Annotated in this window: 19 protein-coding genes; 8 read left to right on the top strand and 11 right to left on the bottom strand. The window is 60.6% G+C overall.

From position 1 onward, the window contains the following. Window positions 1–1,593 carry an alkaline phosphatase family protein gene (locus VOI22_RS05635; protein ID WP_323795578.1) on the top strand — a complete coding sequence of 531 codons (1,593 nt, stop codon included), beginning with the start codon at window positions 1–3 and terminating at the stop codon, window positions 1,591–1,593. Here VOI22_RS05635 and VOI22_RS05630 read toward each other — a convergent pair. Both VOI22_RS05630 and VOI22_RS05625 read right to left on the bottom strand, forming a co-directional pair. Further along, a complete protein-coding gene (locus VOI22_RS05630) occupies window positions 1,569–2,477 on the bottom strand; it encodes an NAD-dependent epimerase/dehydratase family protein (protein ID WP_323795577.1) in 909 nt (302 codons plus the stop codon). The genes VOI22_RS05635 and VOI22_RS05630 overlap by 25 nt on opposite strands. Window positions 2,478–2,602: 125 nt before the next feature. Continuing rightward, window positions 2,603–3,664 carry an alcohol dehydrogenase gene (locus tag VOI22_RS05625; RefSeq protein ID WP_323795576.1) on the bottom strand — a complete coding sequence of 354 codons (1,062 nt, stop codon included), beginning with the start codon at window positions 3,662–3,664 and terminating at the stop codon, window positions 2,603–2,605. A gap of 224 nt (window positions 3,665–3,888) precedes the next feature. On the opposite strand from VOI22_RS05625, the gene VOI22_RS05620 reads away from it, so the two are divergent. Genes VOI22_RS05620 through VOI22_RS05605 form a run of 4 tightly spaced genes read left to right on the top strand, consistent with a single transcriptional unit; the run spans window position 3,889 to window position 8,294 of the window. Further along, window positions 3,889–4,590 (top strand): SDR family NAD(P)-dependent oxidoreductase, encoded by a 702-nt coding sequence (locus VOI22_RS05620; protein WP_323795575.1) that lies wholly within the window; start codon window positions 3,889–3,891, stop codon window positions 4,588–4,590. Continuing rightward, window positions 4,587–6,719, top strand: a complete 2,133-nt coding sequence (locus tag VOI22_RS05615) for an acetate--CoA ligase family protein (protein WP_323795574.1) — start codon at window positions 4,587–4,589, stop codon at window positions 6,717–6,719. The genes VOI22_RS05620 and VOI22_RS05615 overlap by 4 nt, the downstream gene beginning before the upstream one ends. Further along, on the top strand, window positions 6,719–7,732 hold the full coding sequence (locus VOI22_RS05610; protein ID WP_323795573.1) for a nitronate monooxygenase: 1,014 nt from the start codon (window positions 6,719–6,721) through the stop codon (window positions 7,730–7,732). The genes VOI22_RS05615 and VOI22_RS05610 overlap by 1 nt, the downstream gene beginning before the upstream one ends. Then, window positions 7,716–8,294, top strand: a complete 579-nt coding sequence (locus tag VOI22_RS05605) for a histidine phosphatase family protein (RefSeq protein ID WP_323795572.1) — start codon at window positions 7,716–7,718, stop codon at window positions 8,292–8,294. Before VOI22_RS05610 ends, VOI22_RS05605 begins: the two co-directional genes overlap by 17 nt. Window positions 8,295–8,310: 16 nt before the next feature. On the opposite strand, the gene VOI22_RS05600 is transcribed toward VOI22_RS05605, so the two are convergent. The 5 genes from VOI22_RS05600 to VOI22_RS05580 form a co-directional block, all read right to left on the bottom strand. Beyond that, on the bottom strand, window positions 8,311–8,832 hold the full coding sequence (locus tag VOI22_RS05600) for a PAS domain-containing protein (protein WP_323795571.1): 522 nt from the start codon (window positions 8,830–8,832) through the stop codon (window positions 8,311–8,313). Window positions 8,833–8,902: 70 nt separating this feature from the next. Further along, window positions 8,903–10,726, bottom strand: coding sequence for an O-acetylhomoserine aminocarboxypropyltransferase (locus VOI22_RS05595; RefSeq protein WP_323795570.1), 1,824 nt, complete (start codon window positions 10,724–10,726; stop codon window positions 8,903–8,905). A gap of 2 nt (window positions 10,727–10,728) precedes the next feature. Next, window positions 10,729–11,526 carry an enoyl-CoA hydratase gene (locus tag VOI22_RS05590; protein ID WP_323795569.1) on the bottom strand — a complete coding sequence of 266 codons (798 nt, stop codon included), beginning with the start codon at window positions 11,524–11,526 and terminating at the stop codon, window positions 10,729–10,731. A 111-nt stretch (window positions 11,527–11,637) separates the two neighbouring features. Then, window positions 11,638–13,032, bottom strand: coding sequence for a multicopper oxidase family protein (locus tag VOI22_RS05585; protein ID WP_323795568.1), 1,395 nt, complete (start codon window positions 13,030–13,032; stop codon window positions 11,638–11,640). A 64-nt stretch (window positions 13,033–13,096) separates the two neighbouring features. Then, window positions 13,097–14,035, bottom strand: a complete 939-nt coding sequence (locus VOI22_RS05580) for an AEC family transporter (protein ID WP_323795567.1) — start codon at window positions 14,033–14,035, stop codon at window positions 13,097–13,099. A 76-nt stretch (window positions 14,036–14,111) separates the two neighbouring features. On the opposite strand from VOI22_RS05580, the gene VOI22_RS05575 reads away from it, so the two are divergent. Both VOI22_RS05575 and VOI22_RS05570 read left to right on the top strand, forming a co-directional pair. Beyond that, window positions 14,112–15,473, top strand: coding sequence for an MATE family efflux transporter (locus tag VOI22_RS05575; RefSeq protein WP_323795566.1), 1,362 nt, complete (start codon window positions 14,112–14,114; stop codon window positions 15,471–15,473). 264 nt (window positions 15,474–15,737) lie between these two features. After that, window positions 15,738–16,544: an alpha/beta hydrolase gene (locus VOI22_RS05570; protein ID WP_323795565.1), complete on the top strand. Its 807-nt coding sequence runs from the start codon at window positions 15,738–15,740 to the stop codon at window positions 16,542–16,544. Window positions 16,545–16,569: 25 nt separating this feature from the next. Here VOI22_RS05570 and VOI22_RS05565 read toward each other — a convergent pair whose 3' ends face one another. From VOI22_RS05565 to VOI22_RS05555, 3 genes are all read right to left on the bottom strand, one after another. Beyond that, window positions 16,570–18,288: a SulP family inorganic anion transporter gene (locus VOI22_RS05565; protein WP_323795564.1), complete on the bottom strand. Its 1,719-nt coding sequence runs from the start codon at window positions 18,286–18,288 to the stop codon at window positions 16,570–16,572. Between the two features lie 121 nt (window positions 18,289–18,409). Next, window positions 18,410–18,748, bottom strand: a complete 339-nt coding sequence (locus tag VOI22_RS05560) for a P-II family nitrogen regulator (protein ID WP_323795563.1) — start codon at window positions 18,746–18,748, stop codon at window positions 18,410–18,412. Window positions 18,749–18,759: 11 nt separating this feature from the next. After that, window positions 18,760–20,070, bottom strand: coding sequence for an ammonium transporter (locus VOI22_RS05555; RefSeq protein WP_036553145.1), 1,311 nt, complete (start codon window positions 20,068–20,070; stop codon window positions 18,760–18,762). 174 nt (window positions 20,071–20,244) lie between these two features. Here VOI22_RS05555 and VOI22_RS05550 point away from each other — a divergent pair, with 174 nt between their 5' ends. Then, window positions 20,245–20,964, top strand: coding sequence for an HAD family hydrolase (locus VOI22_RS05550; protein ID WP_323795562.1), 720 nt, complete (start codon window positions 20,245–20,247; stop codon window positions 20,962–20,964). Window positions 20,965–20,988: 24 nt separating this feature from the next. Here VOI22_RS05550 and VOI22_RS05545 read toward each other — a convergent pair whose 3' ends face one another. Further along, on the bottom strand, window positions 20,989–21,852 hold the full coding sequence (locus tag VOI22_RS05545) for a dimethylarginine dimethylaminohydrolase family protein (protein ID WP_323795561.1): 864 nt from the start codon (window positions 21,850–21,852) through the stop codon (window positions 20,989–20,991). Window positions 21,853–21,922: the final 70 nt, after the last annotated feature.

Here is a 21,922-nt window from a genome sequence, read left to right as displayed (position 1 = left end):
ATGAGCGGAAAGACCGTCCGGAACATCCTCTTCGTGATGTGTGATCAGTTGCGCTGGGATTACCTGTCCTGCGCCGGTCATCCTCATCTTCATACCCCGCATATCGACGCCCTGGCGGCGCGCGGGGTCCGTTTCGACCGGGCATTCTGTCAATCGCCGATCTGCGGGCCATCTCGAATGTCGTTCTATACGGGCCGGTACATGTTCAGCCACGGCGCGGGGTGGAATAACTACCCACTGCGTGTCGATGAATGGACCCTTGGCGACTATCTGCGGCCGCTCGGCCTCAGGGTTGCGCTGGCCGGCAAGACTCACATGAAGGAAGACCGTGCGGGCATGGCCCGGCTTGGCATGAACCCTGTTTCGGAACATGGCGTGCTGGTCTCCGAATGCGGCTTCGAGCCGTTCGAGCGGGATGACGGTCTGCACCCGGACCGGAGCGTCGATCCGGATCTGCCTTACAATCATTTCCTTCGCCAGAAGGGCTATTCCGGCGAAAACCCCTGGTCCAGTCATGCGAATTCGGTGCGAGGCGAGACGGGTGAGTCCCTGGACGGCTGGTATTGGGGGCATTCGAACGGCGCTGCGAGTATCCGTGAGGAGGACAGCGAGACGCCCTACATGACCGATCGGGCAATCGATTTCATCACCGGGATGGGCGACCGGCCCTGGTGCCTGCATCTGTCCTACATCAAGCCGCATTGGCCATACATCGTTCCCGAACCCTATGCGTCGCTCTACGGGCCAGAGCAGATTCTCCCAGTGCACCGGGACGCCCGTGAGGAAACTGACCCGCATCCGGTCTATGCGGCTTTCATGCGGCACAAGGACAGCAGCCTGTTCCGGCGCCCGGAAGCACGAACAACGATCGTTCCCGCCTATATGGGGCTGATCAAGCAGATCGACGATCATTTTGGCCGCCTGATGGGGGAACTGGAGCGCCTCGGCCGGCTCGACGATACCATGATCGTCTTCACGTCCGATCACGGGGACTATCTCGGCGACCACTGGCTCGGCGAGAAGGACCTGTTCCATGAGGCATCCGTGCGCATCCCGATGATCGTCTGCGATCCGCGTGCTGCGGCGGACGCAACGCGGGGAACGGTCTCGCAGGAGTTGGTCGAGGCTATCGATCTGGTGCCGACTTTCATCGAGGCGGCGGGGGGAGAGGTTCCCTATCATCGGCTGGAAGGCCGTTCCCTGATGCCGCTGCTTGAGGGTGAAAATGTCGACTGGCGGTCCTTCGCGGTTTCCGAAAGCGATTATTCAGGACGGGATGCCCGTGCCGACCTCGGTCTCGACCCGATGGATGCCCGCTGTTTCATGCTGCGGACCGAGCGCTGGAAATATGTTCTGCACGAAAAGTTTCGGCCGCAGCTTTTCGATCTCGACGCCGATCCGGACGAGTTTTCGGACCTCGGCGCCGACCCGGGTCACGCCGCGATCCGGGCCGAGCTGCACGAGAAGCTGTTCACCTGGTTCCGGAACCGTCGGCTTCGCGTCACCATTTCTGACGATGAGATCGTCGCCAGAACGGGCGGCGCGGACCGGCAGGGGATCCTGATCGGCTACTGGCGGCCGAACGATCCCTGATCCATCGGGGGGCGGCTGCCGAGCAATGCAACCGCATCGGTATGGCGCGGCCCCCAGCCGAGCTCCCGTTTTATCTTCCTGCTGCGCATCCGTTGTTGCAGCGCCGGGCCGGCAGCCCATGCGCCATGGCGGGCAACCGCCTCGGCAACGGGAAGGACCATGTGCGGCGCAAGAGAGCCGGCCCGTTTTTTGATCGCATCGGCAAGCGCGCCGGTCGGGACGCCGCTTTCGGCTGCAACGCAATAGCTTTCCCCGGGAATTCCCTTTTCCAGCGCGAGCCGGTAGGCGGATGCAAGATCCGCTCGGTGGACGAGTGGCCAGCGCACATCCGCAGATCCCCAAATCTCTATCGAGACGCCTTGCGACGCCGCATCCAGATAGCGATGGAGGACGCCGCCCGCCTCGTCATAGACCATCGCCGGGTGAATCAGGATCGGGGCGATACCCGGTGCCTTGCGCAGCCATTCCCAGTTCTCCACCATCCAAGCGAAGCTGGGCAACGGATCAAACGGCATGCTTTCATCGGCGACCCGGTTGCCGGTTTCACCAAAGAGCCAGCAACCGCCTGTATAGAGGACGCGGAGCGGGACATCCCGTCCGGAGGCCGCGGCGGCGATAGCTTCGAGCACTGATTTGTCGATTGCGCCCATGTCGGTGTCGAACGCGGCGGCAGCCTGGATGACGGCATCGACTTCGGTGACGGCCCCCGCCCATTCGGCCGGTCTCGTCAGGTCGCCGGGGAGTGGCTCCGCCCCTTTGGCGCGCAGCAGCTCTGCCGCTTTGTCGGAGCGGGCCAAGGCTGTCACCTGATGCTGATGTGAAAGCAGCTCTTCGAGTATGGCGGAACCGATAGAGCCGGTGCCGCCGAGCAGAAGGACGCGCATGAGAAATATTCCAGGCTGGATGAAGTGCTACGGAGAGAATACATCCGCAGCCCGAAATAAATAACAAGAAAGATCTTGAAGAAATAGTGCGCCGGGCGGGACGTCGACCGCCCGGCGCAATTTTCTCAGTCGTTCGTCAGTACCACGCGGCCGACAATCTTGCCGGCGCGGAGTTCATCCAGGCTCCTCTGAACCTGGTCCATCGGTCGGTTCTCGATCGGTACCTGCTTCACCTTGCCCGCCTTCACCAGTTCCATGAGCTCCTTCAGCTCCTTCAGGCTGCCGACATAGGAGCCGATGACCGAGGCAGCGCGAAGCGGAAGGGTAGGCAGCGGGATGGTAAAATCGCCGCCATAAAGGCCGACAATGACATAGCGACCGCCCTTGACGAGCGATCCATAGCCGAGCTTGGCGGTCGGATTGGCCCCGACAGTATCGACAACGGCGCGCGGCCCACCGCTGGTGGCCGCGGCCAGAGCTTTGGCCGCATCGTCACCGGAGATATTCAGGGTCGCGGTCGCACCCATTTCCTTCGCTGCCGCCAGCTTCTTGTCGTCGATGTCACAGGACAGGATCTGCTTGAATCCCATGGCGCGGGCGATGCCGACAGCCGCAAGGCCAAGCCCGCCAGCGCCCATGATCACCAGCCATTCGTCGTCGAGCACCGGCTGCGCCTTCTTGAGTGCGCTGTAGACCGTGACGCCGGAGCAGGCAAAAGGCGTTGCCTCGGAGGGATCGACATCGCCGATATCGACCAGGAACATCGCGTGCGGAACCAGGACATATTCCTGATACCCGCCGTCGCGATAAACGCCGAGGGTACGTGGCTTGGCGCAGTGGTTCTCTTGCCCAGACTTGCAGATAGAGCATTCGCCACAGCCGATCCAGGGATGGATCAGTTTGGTCTCACCGGTCGGAACGGGGCCCGCATCCGGGCCACCTTTGACCACCTCACCGAGGATTTCGTGACCAAGCACATGCGGCAAGGGCACGCCTCGATCGCCCATGTTAAGGCGCCCGGCAGAACCGAGATCAAAATAGCCGTCGCCGATATGCAGATCGGAGTGGCAGACCCCGCAGCGCGTCACCTTGACGAGAACTTCGGTTCCGGTCGGCTCCGGGATCTCCTGCTGGATCATTTCCAGCGGCTTCCCGAAATCGGTGACTTTCCAACTACGCATTTGCATGGACCTGTTTCCTCCTGTTAATCGCTATTGCGAAATTCAATTTCGTTTTCGTAACTCTAGGCGGTCTTGTGTGCCGCCAACAAGCTGCGAGACTGGCATTGTCTTGAAAAACATTCTCGCGGAATCCGAACGAGATACCGCGAAAAGATCGGTGACAATTCGGCAAGAGACCGAAATCAGCCGGATCCGGGGAAGGGAAGAATATGGGTGCTAGAACTGTTTTGGTGACAGGCGCGAGTCGCGGCATCGGACGCTCCGTTGCGGCGTATCTTGCAGATCGTGGATATAGCGTTGTCGGTTTGGCGCGGACAGCTCCGACCGGCAGGTTTGATGGCACGTTCAGAACGGCAGATCTGAACGACGTCGATGCCACGCGTGGGGCGCTGGCTGCGATCGTCGATGAATTCGAGATCGATGTCTTGGTGAACAATGCCGGCATCGCCCCGCTTGGAACCATCGAGGAAGTGACGCCGGAGACGCTGCAGCATCTTATGTCCGTCAATGTTCGAGCGCCGTATCAGTGCATGCAGGCCGTCTTGCCAGGCATGCGGAAGCGCGGGTTCGGACGAGTGATCAATATCGGCTCGCGTGCCGCGCTCGGAAAACATGGGCGCAGTGCCTACGCGGTGACGAAGGGCGGCATAGCCGCCGCCACCCGGACCTGGGCCATCGAGACCGGGCCGGACGGTATCACCGTGAATTGCGTCGCCCCGGGACCGATTGCCACCGAGATGTTCGAAGAAGGCAACCCGGTTGGCTCCGACAGCCGTAACGCCATCGAGGCGGCGATCCCGGTAGGCCGGATCGGCCAGCCGGAGGACGTCGCCTCGGCCGTGGCGTTCTTCGCGGGCGAGGATGCCGGATTTTGTACAGGCCAGGTGCTCTATGTCTGCGGCGGTCTCACCATTGGGTCGGCACCGCTATGAACGATCTGAGCGATATCCGGAAACGTAATCTGGCGAGGCTCGTTGCGCCGAAATCCATCGCCGTCATCGGTGCGTCGGACGATCCGATGCGGATTGGTGGCCGGCCGATCGATTATTCCGTGCGGCACGGCTACAAGGGCGCCATCTATCCGGTGAACCCGAAGCGGGAGACCGTGCAGGGCTTCAAAGCCTATCCGACGATCAGCGACGTGCCGGAAGCCGTGGATGTTGCCATCGTCGCGTTGCCGGCGCCGATAGTCGCCGAGACGATAGAGGCCTGTGCGGCCAAAGGCGTGGGGGCGTGTATCGTCTTCAGCTCCGGGTTTTCCGAGCTCGGCGCGGAAGGCGAGGCCATGCAGGCCCGTCTGACGGAGATTTCCCAGCGGACGGGCATCCGCGTGCTCGGGCCCAATTGCCTCGGGGCGTTCAATGCGTCGAGCGGATGGACCGGCACCTTCTCCTCCTCGCCACAGGTCGATCCGCCGGAACCGGGACCCATTGCCATCGCCAGCCAGAGCGGCGCCTATGGCGGTCATATCTACAATCTTGCCCGCAAGCGCGGCCTCAAGGTCGGACGCTGGATCACCACGGGCAACGAGTCCGATGTCGAGCTTTCCGAATGCATTTCCTATCTCCTCGACGATCCGGAGGTGAAGGTGGTGATGTCCTATGCCGAGGGCATTCGTGACGGGGTGGGCCTCCGGGCTGCTTTCGAGAAAGCGCGGGCACTGCGCAAGCCGATCATTATGGTCAAGGTCGGTCGCAGCGATATCGGTGCGGCGGCTGCAGCCTCGCATACGGCGGCTCTGGCCGGGACGGATGCGGTTATCGACGGCATGTTCAAGCAATATGGTGTCTACCGCGCTGACGACGCGAACGAGATGCTCGAGGTCGCCTATGGTTGCCAGCAGGGACATTTTCCGGACGGCAACAAGATCGGCTTTATCACGATCTCTGGCGGTCTCGGCGTACAGATGGCGGACAGCGCGTCGGCACTTGGCCTGGATGTCTCGGAGTTTTCCGAGGCCGGGCAGAAGAAGATGCTGGAACTGCTTCCCTACGCTGCTGCCCGTAACCCGGTAGATGTGACGGGGCAGGTTTTCAATCAGCGCGATGCGATCGCCGCCTGCCTGAAGATCATGATGGAGGAGGGCGATTATGACGTCGTCATCTCGTTCTTCACTGCGGTAGCGGCACGCCCGGAAATCGCGCATGACATTATCGAGACCCTGAAGCCGATCCGGGAAAGCCACCCGGACAAGCATCTGTTCTTCTCGATCCTCGCGAGTGAAGAGAACAGCCGGTTTTATGAGAGCAACGGTTACCCGATGTTTGACGATCCGGTGCCGGCAATCACGGCGGCGAACGGGTTGATGTATTTCGGCCGTGCCTTTGCGGCGAACCAGGGAATTACTCCGGCGTTGCCGGCAAATGCGGAACCGGTACCGGATCATCCTACGGCGGAGCATGAGGCAAAGCGGATTCTCGCTTCTGCCGGGTTGCCTGTCGTTCGCGAGGAGCTCGCAACCTCGGCGGAGGATGCCGTTGCATATGCAGCATCTTTCGGCGGCAAGGTTGTGCTGAAGATTGCCTCACCGGATATCGCCCATAAAACCGAGATTGGCGGCGTACTGGTCGGGCTGGAGGGCGCGGACGCCGTGCGGGACGGTTTCGCAACTCTGATGGCACGAGCGGCAGAAAAACGGCCTGATGCCAGTATCGATGGGGTAATCGTCTGCGAGATGGTCTCCGGCAGTGTGGAAACCGTCATCGGGGTTCAGGTTGATCCGGTGTTCGGCCCGGCGGTCATGTTCGGGCTCGGCGGTATCCTGGTTGAGGTCCTGAAGGATGTCAGCTTCCGACTGGCCCCGTTCTCGGTCGAGGAAGCGCACCGGATGATCCGCGAGATCAAGGGCTACAAGGTCCTGGAAGGCGTGCGAGGTGCACCGCGCGCCGATATCGCGGCATTGGCCGAGGCTCTGTCCGCACTCTCCGTCTTTGCCGCCGAGAATGCGGACAAGCTGGACAGCATCGATATCAATCCGTTTATCGTGCTTCCGGAAGGTCAGGGCGCCGTTGCCGTCGATGCGCTGATCGTTCCCTCGGCAAGCAGGAAGGACAACGCGTAATGAGGCCGCAAAGCGTCCGTACCCGGATCACCGATCTCTTCGGAATTAGGCACCCGATCCTCTGCGGCGGCCTGATGTGGTTGTCCGACGCCAATTATGTCGCCGCTGCGGCCAATGCGGGTAGCATTGGTTTCATGACGGCGAAGACCTTCCCCGACCCGGGCCGCTGGAAAGAAGAGCTGGAGAAGGCGAACGCGCTGTCGAACGGCAACCCCATCGGCGTCAATCTCTATATCTCACAGCGTCCTGAGGAGAACGAGATGCTGACGGGGCATGCCGATCTGGCTTTGCAGGCCGGTGTCCGGCGTTTCGAAACGGCAGCGATGCCACCGGCGGATCTGGTGAAGCAGCTGAAGGATGCCGGTGCGGTCGTGATCCACAAGGTCGCCTCCGTGCGCCATGCGGTTTCGGCGGCAACGAAGCTCGATATCGATGCGGTTTCGGTCGTGGGTATGGAATGCGGCGGCCATCCGGGGCTGAACATGATCGGGAATATGGTGCAGGGCGTGCTAGCCGCACTCCGCGTCGATATCCCCGTCGTGATTGGCGGCGGCATCGGTCATGGGCGTCAGGTGGCGGGAGCGCTTTCTTTTGGCGCGGATGGCGTGATTCTTGGCACCCGTCTGCTGGTCGCATCCGAGATATGGAGCCACGATGCCGTGAAGAAACGGGTTATTGAGGCTGACGAGACCAGCTCACGTCTGGTGCTCGCTTCCATGCGGAACACCTATCGGGTGATGGATAACCAGACCGCTCGAGCCGTAGCAGAGCTGGAATCATCCGGGACGAATGACTACGACAGCTACCGCAAGCATGTCCGGGGAACCCTGCAACGGGAAGCCTATGAAGAGGGTGACCCGGAGAAGGGGCTGCTTTCTATGGGCCAATCTGCGGTATTCGCGGACCGTATCGAGCCGCTGGGCGACATCATCGATCGAATGGTGGACGAAATGGACGAGGCATTGGACCGACTTGCCTCATTACGTGTCCCCGCCAATGCGGCAGCGGAGTAAAGGGCTGTACTTTCTCACCCACGCGGATGTCGTCATCGATCCGGCGATTCCCATCACGGACTGGGGCCTCTCTGAACGGGGACGTGAACGCGTTAGGGCCGGACTTGTGCAGCCATGGCTGCCTTCGGTAACAGCAATCTGGTCGAGCGCCGAGCGTAAGGCTCTCGATACAGCCGAAATTCTGGCGAGCCATCTCGGGTTGGATGTGCAGATCAAGGCTGATCTCGGCGAGAATGACCGATCTTCCACTGGGTATCTGCCTCGCGCGGAGTTCGAGAGGACTGCGGATGCGTTTTTTGCCAGTCCTGAGCGGTCCGTGCGTGGTTGGGCACCGGCTCGTGTCGAGCAGGGCCGGATTGTTGCCGCCTGCGATGCTGTCGGAAACACGGAACAGAACGGGACGCCGCTGATCGTCTCTCATGGCGCCGTCGGTGCGCTGCTGTTGGCGCATCTGCTTGGGTTGCCTATATCGCGTGAGTTGGATCAGCCACGAAACGAGGGCGGAAACTGGTTTTCCTTCCGGGACACGGCGCCGTGCTGGAAAGCTTTTGATATTGAATAAGCGTCCGGGCGGGCGACTAGGACGGATCGTCGAGCGCGTATATCCCGGAAAGAACCTTGTCGCAGGTTTCGCCATTGCTGCTGAGCGGCAGAACCACGCGTTCGGCCCGGAGATACTCCTTGACCCCGGCGCGATCATAGAACGGACGGATGACGGCATAGGGCAGCATGGTCCGGGCCGTAAGAAGGAATTCATCCCGGACTTCCCGACGGCGATCAGTCAGTCCGATCTCGGCGAGTGTCTTACCTGTGTCATCTCGACCGAAACAGTCTGCGACCCAAGTTCCAATGACGCGATACCGGACGTCCGATAAGTCTTCGAGGACGTCCAGCAAGATCAGATGGGGGAGCCAGCGCTTGAGTTCAGGTACATCGAAGTTCTGGCGCGCCGGAGCAATGCGATCACCGGCGCGCTCCTTCCAGAAATCATAGAGTGCAACAAGTTCCGGGTGCTGCAGTTCAGCGGCGGATTGAACAACGGACAATTTTGTTGGCGTCGTCAGTATGTGGAGTGCTGCCGAACCGTCGCAGTTGTTCATAGATTTAATTCCCCAATTTATTTGGGATTTTTAAACATCACCCGCAATCCCTGCTTAAATTAATTGTCTCTTATTTTAGGGATTGTTCCAAGTCTTCGATAATGTCCTCCGCAGTCTCCAGTCCGACTGAAATTCGCATCACGTCGTCTCCGGCTCCGGCCGCCACCCGTTGCTCTTCTGTGAGCTGCCGGTGCGTGGTCGATGCCGGGTGCAGGATCAGGGAGCGGGTGTCGCCGATATTGGCGAGATGGCTCAGCAACTCGACCCGCTCGACAATCTTAACGCCGGCTGCATACCCACCCTTGATCCCGAAGGTGAAAACGGAGCCGGCTCCGCCGGGCAGATATTTCTTGGCCAGTGCGTGGTAGGGGCTGCTTTCAAGGCCGGCATAGGAAACCCATGACACAGCCGGATGCCGGTCAAGATAGGCCGCGACCTTTGCCGCATTCGCCACATGCCGTTCCATGCGTAGCGGCAGGGTCTCGATGCCGGTGATGGTGAGATAGGCATTCATCGGCGCCATGGTCGGCCCGAGATCGCGCAGTCCGACCGCATGACCATAGGTGGTGAAGGCAAGGTCGCCGAAGCTCTCCCAGAAGGAAATGCCGTGATAGGCAGGTTCCGGCGCGGCGAGGGAGGGGAACTTGTCGTTCTGGCCCCAGTCGAATGTGCCTGAGTCGACGACGGCGCCGCCCATGGCATTGCCGTGGCCAGAGAGAAACTTGGTAGTCGAGTGCACGATAAGGTCGGCACCATGCTCGAACGGACGGCAGAGATAGGGGGTCGCCATCGTATTATCGATGATCAGCGGAACGCCTGCCTCATGGGCAATTTCGGCCAGTGCCGCGATGTCGCTGATCACGCCGCCCGGATTGGCAAGAGACTCCGCGAAGAGCGCCTTGCAGGACGGATTGGCGACAGCGGCACGCACCGCTTCCAGATCGTCCATATCGACGAAATCGCAGTCCCAGCCGAACTTTTTGAATGTCTTACCGAACTGGGTGATCGAGCCGCCATAAAGCCGGGTGGAGGCAACCAGTCTGTCTCCCGGTTGCATCAGCGGGAAGAGGGCCAGCATCTGGGCTGAATGGCCCGAGGCCGTGCAGGTCGTGCCCCGGCCACCTTCCAGACTGGCGATCCGTTCTTCAAGCACCGCCGTTGTCGGGTTCGAGAGACGCGAATAGATGTTGCCGAATGTCTGCAGGTTGAACAGTGAGGCGGCGTGATCCGCATCCTCGAAGACATAGGCCGTGGTCTGGTAGATTGGTGTCGAGCGGGCGCCCGTGGTCGGGTCCGGCGCAGCGCCAGCATGGATGGCGCGGGTCTCGAAGCCCGCCCTTTGGCGAGGGGCCGCTGCCGGGTTTACTGCTTCCTCGGCGCCAGGTGTGCCGACGGCGCGGCGTTTGGACGAAATCACTCCGCTGTCAAAACCATGCCAGGAAAGCTCGCCATAGAGGCGCGAGAATTCGATCTTCGGGCAGCGGTTCATCACCACCTTGAGGCCTGCCTTCTCCGCCTTCTCCGCACCTTCGTCATTGCGGACGCCGAGCTGCATCCAGACCACGTCGGCGCCGATTTCGATGGCCTCTTCCGCGATCGGTCCAGCAGCTTCCGAATTGCGAAAAATATCAACCATATCAATCTTGAACGGGATGTCCTTCAGCGAAGCATAGACCGGCTCTCCCAGGACTTCCTGACCGGCGAGACCGGGATTGACCGGAACGATCCGGTAGCCCTTGCCCTGTAGATACTTCGCCATGAAATAGCTCGGCCGGGTCCATTTCTGGCTGGCTCCGACAACGGCGATCGTGCGGACAGAGGAGAGGATCTCCTTAATGTAGTTGTCCGGATAGTGCTCGTGGTCGATCCGGTGCTTCGCTTCGCTCTCGGCCATGTCTATTCTCCGGTCCATTCGGGCGTGCGCTTCTCGATGAAAGCGTCGATCCCTTCCGTCGCATCGCGGGCCTGCATGTTGTCGACCATCACCTGACTGGTATAGGCGTAAGCCTCGGCGAGGGTCATTTCGAGTTGCCGGTAAAAGGCTTTCTTGCCGGTCTTCAGGACCAGCGGCGATTTCGAGGCGATCTTGCCGACCATCTCCTGCACCGCGTTTTCGAGATCGGTCTCCGGAACCGCACGGTTGATCAGGCCATGCGTGACGGCGGTTCCGGCATCAATCATTTCGCCTGTCAGCAGCATTTCCATAACCTGCTTGCGTGGAATAGCGCGGGAGACGGCGACCATCGGGGTGGAGCAGAACAGGCCTATATTGACGCCGGGAGTGCCAAAGCGGGTGCTGTCGGCAGCGATGGCGAGATCGGCCGTGGCGACGAGTTGGCAACCGGCTGCGGTCGCGATGCCGTGCACTTTTGCAATAACCGGCTGAGGCAGGTCCGTGATAGTCAGCATCAGCTTAGAGCAGGCGGCAAACACCGTCTGATGAAAGGTCTCGTCAGTACGGGAGCGCATTTCCCGGAGATCGTGTCCGGCGCAAAACCCTTTGCCGGAGCCCTCGATCACTACCGCTTTTATGGTCCGGTTGGAGGCTATCTCTTCCAGTTCGTTCTGGAGAGCCGCCATCAGGCCAAGCGAGAGCGCGTTATAGGCTTTTGGCCTGTTCAGGGTGAGGCGGGCAACACCGTCCCGATCCTCGCGCAAGACAAGATCGGCTTCCAATTCTTCCGCGACAGACATAGCTTCCTCCCGATTGGCTTTTCCGCCTTTGCTCCGGGTGAACACTAGCCCCGTAAGGCGTTGAGGAACAGATAAGAGGATAGAAACATAGTGGTGTGAGTGCTGCTTCGATCAGCTGACTTTCAGCCAGGTCATCATGCCTGCGGCGGCATGCTCGACCATATGGCAATGCAGCAGCCAGTCGCCGGGGTTGTCGGCGACGAACGCGATTTCCGCAGTCTCGCCGGACTGCATGAGAAGTGTGTCTCGCAGCGGCCCCATTTGCTCTTCCTGAAGCACTTGCCTGAAATGGTGGCCGTGCAGATGCATGGCGTGGGGCCAGCGTGAACGGTTATCCATGCGAATGCGCACGGTTTCTCCTGTCCGGGCCGTCAACAGGGGCGTGTCCGTCATCTCAGCCTGTCCGTTGAAGGCCCAGGCTTTGCCCTGACCAACCAGGGTGCGGATATCGGTGTTCTTTCCGTTTAGCATCGCGCTGCGCATCTGTCCCATGGCGCCCCCATCCATGACGAGGTCGACGGCGCGGGCATGCGCAAGCGGTCCGATTGCGGGAAGGGCATTGTCTGGCAGTGGCGCCGGTCTCTCTGTCCGCCGCTCCGCGACGGCCTGGCCAACGCGGAAGATAGCGATCGCGTAGCTGCCGCCGCGCTCGTGAGAGACGAGGGAGGCTTCCGTACCTGCTTCCGCTGTGACATCGACGATGAGATCGGCTCGTTGCGCCGGAGCGAGCACGAGCTTTTCGGCTGGCTGAGGTGTCGAAAGCGGCTGTCCGTCCAGCGCGACGACCCAGCCGGAAAGCCCCTTCAGGCTGAGATTGTAGATCCGTGCATTCGACGCATTGACGAGGCGGAGCCTTAGCCGCTCATTCTGCCGCGCGTCGGATGCCCAGTACCCGTCTCCGTTGACCGTGATCCAGTTTCCGATGCGTCCGCCATGGGACCAGTCGTGCATGGCGCCGAAATCCTCGGAGATCTGCGCTGTTTCAGTAAGTCGCCAGTCGTCGATCAGCAGGACCTCGTCCCGGTCCACGTCTGGCGCCTCGGGCTCTTCGACGATCAGGGCACCGTAGAGACCGCGCGCGAGTTGCTCCCAGGTCCGGTTGTGCGGGTGATACCAGTATGTGCCTGCGTCGGGCAGGGTGAAACCGTAGTCGAAAGTCCCGCCCGGAGGGACGGCGGCTTGGGTCAGCTCAGGAACCCCATCCATGGCATTGTCGATCCTGATGCCATGCCAGTGGATTGTGGACGCCTGCGGCAGATTGTTGAGAAATTCCCGGTCGATGCGGTCGCCCTGCCGGACGCGGACCGTCGGGCCGGGCACGCCGCCGTCATATCCCCAGATTGGTGTCGGCTCGTACTCGGCTGGCGCCAGACGCGCTGTTCCAGGGCGGGCCTCCAGACGAGCCTTTAGCGCGATTGCAGCATATCCCGGACGTGCCGCGACCGCGCTTGCGATCCCCGCCGCGCCCATGGCGGTAAGCAAGTTCCGTCTTGAGAGTTCCCGCACCAGCTTTGCCTTTCCCGGTTCTTCCGACCGTCTCCGTACTACGGCGAATACCATTGATATGGGACTACCGAACGCCAAGGAAATGCAAGAGCAGACCGATGGTGCCAAAAGACAGGAAGGTAGAGATCAGCATCGATGTTGCGGCGGCAGGGGCGCCCGCATCGTAGCGGTCGGCGAACAGGTAGACATTCACCCCGACCGGCAGCGCGGCCATGATGACCGCGATGTCGCGCCAGAGCGGGTCCATGACAAAGACATGGGTCGCGATCACATAGGTAATGGCCGGGAAGGCGATCAGTTTCAGGACGCTGCCGGCAAGAGCCTCCCAGATGGCCCCGGAAATCCTGTATCTGGCGAGCGATGCGCCCATGGCGAAGACAGCGCAGGGTAGTGCAGCGCGGCCGAGGAACCCGGTGATGTCGACAACAGGCTGGGGCAATGGCAGCGCAAATATGTTCCAGACGAGGCCCAGCATCAGGCCGATCAGGATCGGGTTTTTCGACAGGCTTTTCACGATGGTCCAGGGAATGCCAATCATCGCACCTTTTTGCCCGCGGCCGCCTTCCACAAGGATCGTGACGACCGCGAACCACTGCCAGGAATGGAAAGCGATGATCAGGAAGACCGGCAGAGTTCCGGCCTCACCGAAAGTGGTCAAAATCAAAGGGATGCCAAGCAGAACTGTATTTCCGAAGGCGCCTGTCATCCCTGCCAACGAAGCATGAGCGAAGTCCCGCCGAAACCACCACAATGACACCAGCATGCCCAGCACCCAGACCACATAGCCCGCACCGAAAAAGGAGAACAGGAACTCCCATTCGATCGGGTCGGGCAAGGTCTGGCGCGACATGGTGTGGAACAGCATTGGCGGGATGGCGAAATTGAAGACGAACTTGGACAGACCGTCGATTGCACTTTCCGGGAACAGCCCGAGACGGACTGCGAAATAAGCAATGAAGACTGTGCCGAAGACCGGCAGGATGATGTCGATCAGGATTTCCATGGACGGTCCGGTTTGGAAAAGAAGCGCCGGTAAGGCAGCTCGTAACTCTATCCTCGATAGCGGAAAAATCCTCTAGATGACAGCCAAGACAGACAAGGCCGACTCACCTGCGCACCCGTTTCTGGAAGGGCCGATCGCGAGCAGGATCCTGCGGCTGGCGGCTCCGGGGTTGCTTGGCAGCCTGTTGCAGTCCGCCCTTTTCGTGGCGGACGGCTGGTTCATCGGCAGGCTCGGCCCGCTGGCGCTTGCCGGTGTCGCGTTGGTGTTTCCGCTGTTTGTCCTCTCCGTGATGTTTTCCGCCGGTGCAATGGGCGGGGCGGTTGTCGCTGCAACGGCGCGCGCGCTTGGTGCGAAGGATTATGACGCGGCGGGAGCGCTGGTTCGGACCGCGCTCATCCTTGCCGCCTTCGGCGGGATTTTCAGTGCTGTCATCGTCTGGCTCTTTGGGCCGGCGCTTTTCCGCGTTCTCGGCGGCGAGGGGGCGATCCTGCAGACCGCGCTCGATTATGCGGCGGTGCTGTTTCCGGGCATCGTGCTTGTCTGGCAGTTCAATATGCTGGCGAGCCTTATGCGCGGCAGCGGAGATATGCTGCGTCCGTCACTGGGCCTCGGTGTCATTGTGCTCGTGCATTTCATTGCCGCCTCACTCCTTGTGAGGGGGGCTGGCCCTGTTCCCGCATTCGGGATTAAAGGCGCGCCACTTTCGATCCTGATCGGATACAGCGCCGGGTGCCTTTATCTCGCGATCTATCTGTTCCGCATCAAACGGCCGGAATGGGTGCGGCTTGGCGGGCCGATCCGTTGGCAGCAGGTTTTGATTGTTGGCCGCAGGGGGGCATTTGCCAGCGTGCAATCCGCGCTGACCATTGCAATGGCGATGGTGGTGACCGGTTATATGGCGCGGATCGGCCCTCAATCCCTTGCGGGATATGGCATAGGGGTGCGACTCGAGCTGATCCTCATTCCGATCATTTTTGCTTTCGGTAGCGCCAGCATCGCCATGGCGGGTTTGAGCGTCGGCGCCGGCCTGCGCGGGCGCGCCATCCGGGTGAGCTGGATCGGGAGTGGGTTCGCCGCCCTGTTCGTTGGCCTGATCGGTACTGTGCTGGCCATGGCGCCGTGGTTATGGAGTGGGCTATTCACAGACAATGCGGAAATTGCGGCAACGACCGCTCTGTACTTGCGCATTGTCGGACCTGCTTATGCATTCTTTGGGCTGGGCCTGTGTCTTTATTTCGCCAGCCAGGCAATGAACTCACTGCTCTGGCCCGTCACCGGAGCGGGAATCCGGTTTGCCGTTCTACTCGGCGGCGGGAGCCTCTTTCTGGAGCCTTCGACGTTCAACGAAACAACGGTATTCCTTCTCGTGGCCGGAGCCATGGCGACCTACGGCCTGTTCAATGCCCTGACATTGAAACTGGGCCCCTGGCGGCACTGATATTCCGATGGTTCGGCCCATTTGATTTCCAGCAAGGTGAGAACGGTTGTGATCGTACCGAACGAAAGGGATGCCGACGGCAGCATGGGTGTTGCCGTTGCCGGTGCACCGGCAACGTAGCGTCTCCAAGATAGGCATGGCTGAGGCCCCGGTCAGGAAGGCGGTGCCAGATCAACAATTCTCACTCGATCGGACTGGGCAAGGGCTGGAAGCCCCGGGACTCTCAGCCTATAGTCGTCAAAAAAATATGGATGGGAGGACTAAATGGCGAATCTGGAAATAAGCGCCGGCAACAGCCTCTACTATGAGTATCAGGCGCCGGGTGCGAAGGGGCAGACATTCGTCTTCGTGAATGCGCTGACCGGCAATACCGGGATGTGGGAAGTCGACGCCATCGGCCCGGCTCTCCGGGCCGCCGGATACGGCACGCTCGTCTATAATTTCCGCGGTCAGGTGGATAGCACTTTTACCCCTGATGCGGATCTCGGACCGCTCACCATCGTGGATGATTTGAAGCGGATTGTCGATCATGTGGCGCCGCCGCGTCCGATTCTGGCCGGGCTGTCCATCGGCGGACTTTTTGCCGCCCAGGCCTATCTGAAAGGTGCTGCCGCCGAAGGGCTGGTGCTGATCAACACCCTGCGCAAGCCGAGCCTCCGGCTGGAATGGATCAACAGTGCCATGGTCCGCATGGCGGCAACCGGTGGCGGGCAGCTCATCATGGAGGCCAATCTGCCGATGCTGGTCAATCCGGAACAGCTGGCGAAGATGCGGCCAACCTTGCTGCAGGGCGATTACCAAGGCATGAAAGACGGCGAGGGCCTTTACGAGCTGATGAAGGGATCGGTCAGCACGGAATGGGATTTCCCATACGAGAAGCTGGACATTCCCGTGCTGCTGATGACGGGGGAACATGACCGGGTGTTCCGTATCGAGGCAGACATTGCGGAGCTTGAAGCCCGGATCCCGAAGAAGTCCCATGTCGTGTTCGGTGACGCAGGACATTTGATCCCGGCAGAGCGGCCGGAGAAATTTTCGTCTGAAATCATGACGTTCGCCGATTCTCTTTAAGCAAATTGCCCCTCTGGAGCGTCGCCTAGCGGCGCTCCTCCGCTCTGGCTTCGCGTACGGCGCTTTCAATGCTGTCTGAGTAGTGCACCAGGGGTGGCCGAAGGCCGTGCGCGACGAGGTCGCGGCGGGAGTCCGGAACCGCTCCTGTGAGATAAACGGAAACACCCCGCCGTTCGGCTTTGAGTGCGAGCACTTCAATCGTGTTAGCTGCAGTTGAGTCAACGAAGGGCACGGCGCTGAAATCGATGATCAAGGCCCGGTGCGTGTCGGCTATCTGGTCGAGTACCGATCCGATGGAAGCGGCGGCGCCGAAAAAGAACACCCCCGAAATACGATAGATGACGATCTCGGGATCGTTCTCCGCTTCCTCCTCATAGGGCGCGCGGGGACGGTCGGAATTGTCCGCCTCATCTTCCATAACGAACGGGCGCTGGGTCTCGATGGCCGTGGTCTTCGACATCCGGTGAATGAACAGGACCGATCCCAGGGCAAAGCCGACAATGATGGCTTCTGTTAGGTCCCGGAAGATGGTCAGCAGGAAGGTCGTCAGCAGGACGGCCGCATCCCCGCGTGAGGCCCGGAGCAGGGTGATAAAGGCATGCTTTTCGACCATGTTCCAGGCCACGAGTGCCAGTACCCCTGCGAGGCTTGCGAGCGGAATGAAACCGGCGAGCGGGGCCGCGATCAGAATGAAGCCCAACAGGAACAGCGCGTGCAGCATGCCCGCTATTGGGCCATGTGCGCCCGCCCGGACATTTGTCGCCGTCCGGGCAATGGTCCCGGTGACGCAGATCCCGGAAAACAGACCCGACACGACATTGGCAGCGCCTTGCGCCACCAGCTCGCAGTTGGAGCGGTGCCGCCGTCCCGTCATGCCGTCGGCAACGACTGCGGAGAGCAGGGATTCGATGGAACCGAGCAAGGCAAAGGCAATTGCGTTCGGCAGGACGGCCACGATCTTTGCCGTGTCCAGGGATGGCAGGGATGGCAGGGGCAGGCTGCTGGGCACGCCGCCGAACCTAGAAGCGATGGTGGCGACAGGAAGATCGAGCAGGGTGGTTGCGACTGCAGCACCGGCGACCGCTATGAGCATGCCGGGCCAATGCGGGCGGAAATGCTTGAGCCCGGTGATGACGGCGATGGTCGCAGCTGCCATCACTATGGTGACAGGCTCTGCGGTCGGCAGATCGACCCAGAGTGCAGGCAATTTTTCCAGTAGTGGTCCCGGCTCCGGCCCGGACAGGGTCAGGCCGAGCAGTTCCTTGATCTGACTGGCGAAAATGATGGCGGCAATACCGGCGGTGAAACCGACCGTCACCGGATAGGGGATGAACTTGATGTAGGTGCCGAGTTGCAGCAGGCCGACGGCCGCGAGTATCAGGCCGGAGAGCATGGTGGCGAGGATCAATCCGTCCATGCCATGCGCCTGCGCTGTGGCAGCCACCAAGACAATAAACGCGCCCGCCGGCCCGCCGATCTGGAACCGGCTACCGCCGAGCATGGAGACCAGGAAGCCGCCGAATATCGCTGTGTAAAGGCCCTGTGCCGGGGTTGCCCCCGAGGCAATGGCGATGGCCATGGAAAGTGGCAGGGCAACAATGGCGACGGTCAGGCCGGCGACAGCATCGGCCCGCAAATTCGCAAGCCCGTACCCCTCGCGCAGGACTGTCACCAGCTTCGGGGTAAATGCTTCAAGAAAGCTCGGCCCTTTGAAGGCCGGCGATGGGGTGACGTTGCTGCTCATGCGATGAATCCAGTCAATGCCGGGCGGCGTCGACTGATCAGTTCAGATTGATGCGATAAGGTATGAAAGCAAAAAAGGCCGGGAATGTCCCGGCCTTTTCCGTGTGCGATAGTGCCACAGCTTAAAGTGCGTCGTCGCCTTGCTCGCCGGTTCGGACGCGGACGGCCTTTGCTACATCCATCACGAAGATCTTGCCGTCGCCGATCTTGCCTGTCTTCGCGGCCTGGGCGATGGCCTCGACCGCCCGGTCGGCAAGCGTATCGCTGGTGACCACCTCGATCTTCACTTTCGGAACGAAACTCACCGTGTATTCAGCACCGCGGTAAATCTCGCTATGACCGCCCTGACGACCATATCCCTTGACCTCGCTGGTGGTCATTCCATGAACGCCGACCTCGTTGAGTGCCGAGCGTACTGCGTCCAGGCGATGTGGTTTCACAATCGCGATAATCATCTTCATCACCGGTCTCCTCAGGTTAGGTCGTAGCCGCGCTCGCCGTGCGCGATGATATCAAGGCCTTCGATCTCGCTCTCTTCGCTGACACGCAGACCGATTGTCCGCGAAATGATCTGGGCAAGCACCCAGGTAATCACGCCAGACCAGACTGCGACGGAGAGGATTCCGATCATCTGAACCCAGAGCTGGTCCGTTATCGTGACGCCTTCGGCAAGGCCAAGGCCACCGAAATCGGGCACAGCAAAGACGGCGACCAGCAGCGTTCCTATAATGCCGCCAACCCCGTGGACCGCAAAGACATCAAGAGAATCGTCAATCTTGATCTTGAATTTGATCCAGGTCGTGAACCACTGGCAGACAAAACCCGAAATGAGACCAATAGCGACAGCTCCCATCGGCCCGACAAATCCGGACGCGGGCGTGATCGCGGCCAGTCCGGCGACCATGCCGGTGACAATCCCGATCACGCTCGGTTTTCCGAAGCGGAAATACTCGGTGACTGCCCAGACGAGTGAGGCGACCGCCGCGGATATATGCGTCACGGTCATGGCCATTCCAGCATTTCCGTCCGCGGCCAGCGCGGAGCCGGCGTTGAAGCCGAACCATCCGACCCACAGCATCGCAGCGCCGGTCACTGTCATTCCCGGACTGTGCGGCGGACGGATTTCATGTGGGAAACCACGACGCGGGCCGAGGACAATAGAGAGGACCAATGCCGAAACACCTGCCGTGACATGGACAACGATACCGCCGGCAAAGTCGAGCACGCCCATATCGGCGAGCCAGCCGCCGCCCCAGACCCAGTGACAGGCCGGTGCATAAACCAGAAACAGCCATAAGAAGCTGAAGGCCACGACTGCGCCGAAGCGAATGCGTTCCGGATAGGCTCCGACAATAAGGGCCGGGGTGATGATGGCGAACGTCATCTGGAACATGAAGAACACAGTCTCGGGGATCGTGCCCGAGAGACTGTCCGTGCCGACACCGTCGAGGAACATCTTTCCAAGTCCGCCGATCCAGGCCTGCTGCGCTCCGCCATCGTCAAAGGCGAGGCTATAGACCGCGATAAGCCAGGCAATTGAAGCCACGCAAGCAACGGCAAAGCAATGCATCAGGACGGACAGCACGTTTCGGGCGCGCACAAGCCCGCCATAGAAAAGTGCCAGACCGGGCAAGGTCATAAACAGCACGAGCGCGGTAGCCGTCAGAATCCAGGCTGTATCCCCGCCGCTCAAAGCATCTGCCGCCCGGGCTTCACCGATGCCGAACCCGAAGGCGGCGGCAGTGGTGAAGCCGAGGGAGGCGAGCCTCCGGATATGTGTCATGAAAGGTGTTTCCCCCTGAAAGTCGGTTATCGATGCGGGTACCCCCGTACCCCTCAGGCCGGGAGACTAATAACCGTTGCCTGTTCTGCAAGCAGAAATGGACTCTGCTTAATTTTTAACCAGAAAAGAATGCCGGGTTTTCAGGCTCCGCGCGAAATTGTCTCGATACATTTGGTGACGGGACATGTCCTCGGCTGCTATACCGATGGCATGAAATGCGAACTCGTTATCTTTGATTGCGACGGTGTGCTGGTTGCCAGCGAAGCCATTGCAAACCGGATCATAGCCGCCGCCATGACCGAAGCCGGTGTCGAGATCATGGCTGAGGATGCGCTGAAGCGTTTTCTCGGCGGCAAGCTCACCTTCATCCAGAAGGACGTCGAAGCGATGATCGGCCGGGAACTCGGCGAAGACTGGGTCCCGAACATCTACGCCAAGCAGTTCAAGCTCTATCGCAAGGAGCTGCGGGCCATTCCCGGGATCGACAGCGCACTGTCCGTAATTTCGGACTCCGGCACGAAGATTTGTGTCGGTAGCAACGGGCCGGTTGAAAAGATGGATGTCACGCTTGGTGTGACGAACCTGAAGCGACATTTCGAAGGTCGTATCTTCTCTGCCGACATGGTCGGCATTCCGAAGCCGGAGCCGGATCTCTATCTCTATTGCGCGGAGCGCATGGGGGTGGCGCCGGAGAACTGTGTCGTGGTCGAAGACAGTCCGACGGGCGCCCGCGCCGGAATTTCAGCTGGCATGCGGGTCTTTGGATATTATGCCGATCACGGCCCGGACGGGCTCGCCGCCGTTGGTGTGCATGAGTTGTTCGATGATATGGCAAAGCTGCCCGAGCTGCTCGGGATCGCAACCCCGGATATTCCCTCGCGCGAAGTCGGCTGAGACGTCGGCTGACCGGGAAGCCGATCAGCCCCGTTCTAGCGGACGGGTCAGGCAGGTCGGCCCACCGCAACCCTTCGCGGATATCTCCGAGCCATCATAGACATGGACGTCGACACCGGCTTGCTCAAGGCGCTGCCGCGTTACCGGATTGCCATCCAGCATAACGGCAACCCGAGGGGCGACTGCCAGCACGTTGCATGCCATGCTGTCATATTCCTCGTCAGGCACCTCGACCAGCTCGATACCGCGCTCTTGCAGCCAGTTGCGCAAGAAGACCGGCATCATTCGGGAATAGACCAACGCCAGGTCTGGCGCGATCGGGCTGATGAAGGACATCAGGTGCAATACATCGTCGGGGCCGTTCCAATGTGGCAGCGGGACGGTGATGACTTCCGATACGGCATCTCCGAGAAATTCCGTTAGCTGCCGGACACCTTCCGGATTTGTCCTGTAACCGTCGGCCACACACAGGACGTTGCCATCCAGCCAGATCAAATCGCCGCCCTCGATCTTCCCGGTGCCGGCAATCTGGCCGAGGACAGGCACTCCAGCCTGCTTCAGACCCGGCGCCATCGCCGCAGGTTCCGGACGACGCGCTTCCTTGCCCATTCGGCAGAGGACAAGCCCGTTGTCGGAGGCGATGGCATTGTCGCGCACATAGATGGAATCAATCCCGACCGTTTCGTCAGATCCAAGCCATTCGACGGAACAGCCAAGCCTAATCAGAATGTCGGCCAGAGCGTCCGACTGGGCGCAAGCCTTCGAGAAATCCGGCTCCTCCAGATAGTTCAGGCTGCGCCATTCAGAAGCCAATTTTCCCTGCGAAACAAAGGCATTCTTCGCATGCTTCATCAACACCCGGCGGATCTGGCTGGTTTCATTCTGCATGCGTTTGCGTCCTTTGAAGTCGTATATCGAGTGCACCCGGGAAGAGGCGTTCTTTGCGGAGGTTGATATT

Source organism: Nisaea sp. (genome assembly GCF_034670185.1).
Lineage (GTDB): Bacteria > Pseudomonadota > Alphaproteobacteria > Thalassobaculales > Thalassobaculaceae > Nisaea.
This window is presented reverse-complemented; position numbering and strand designations above follow the sequence as displayed.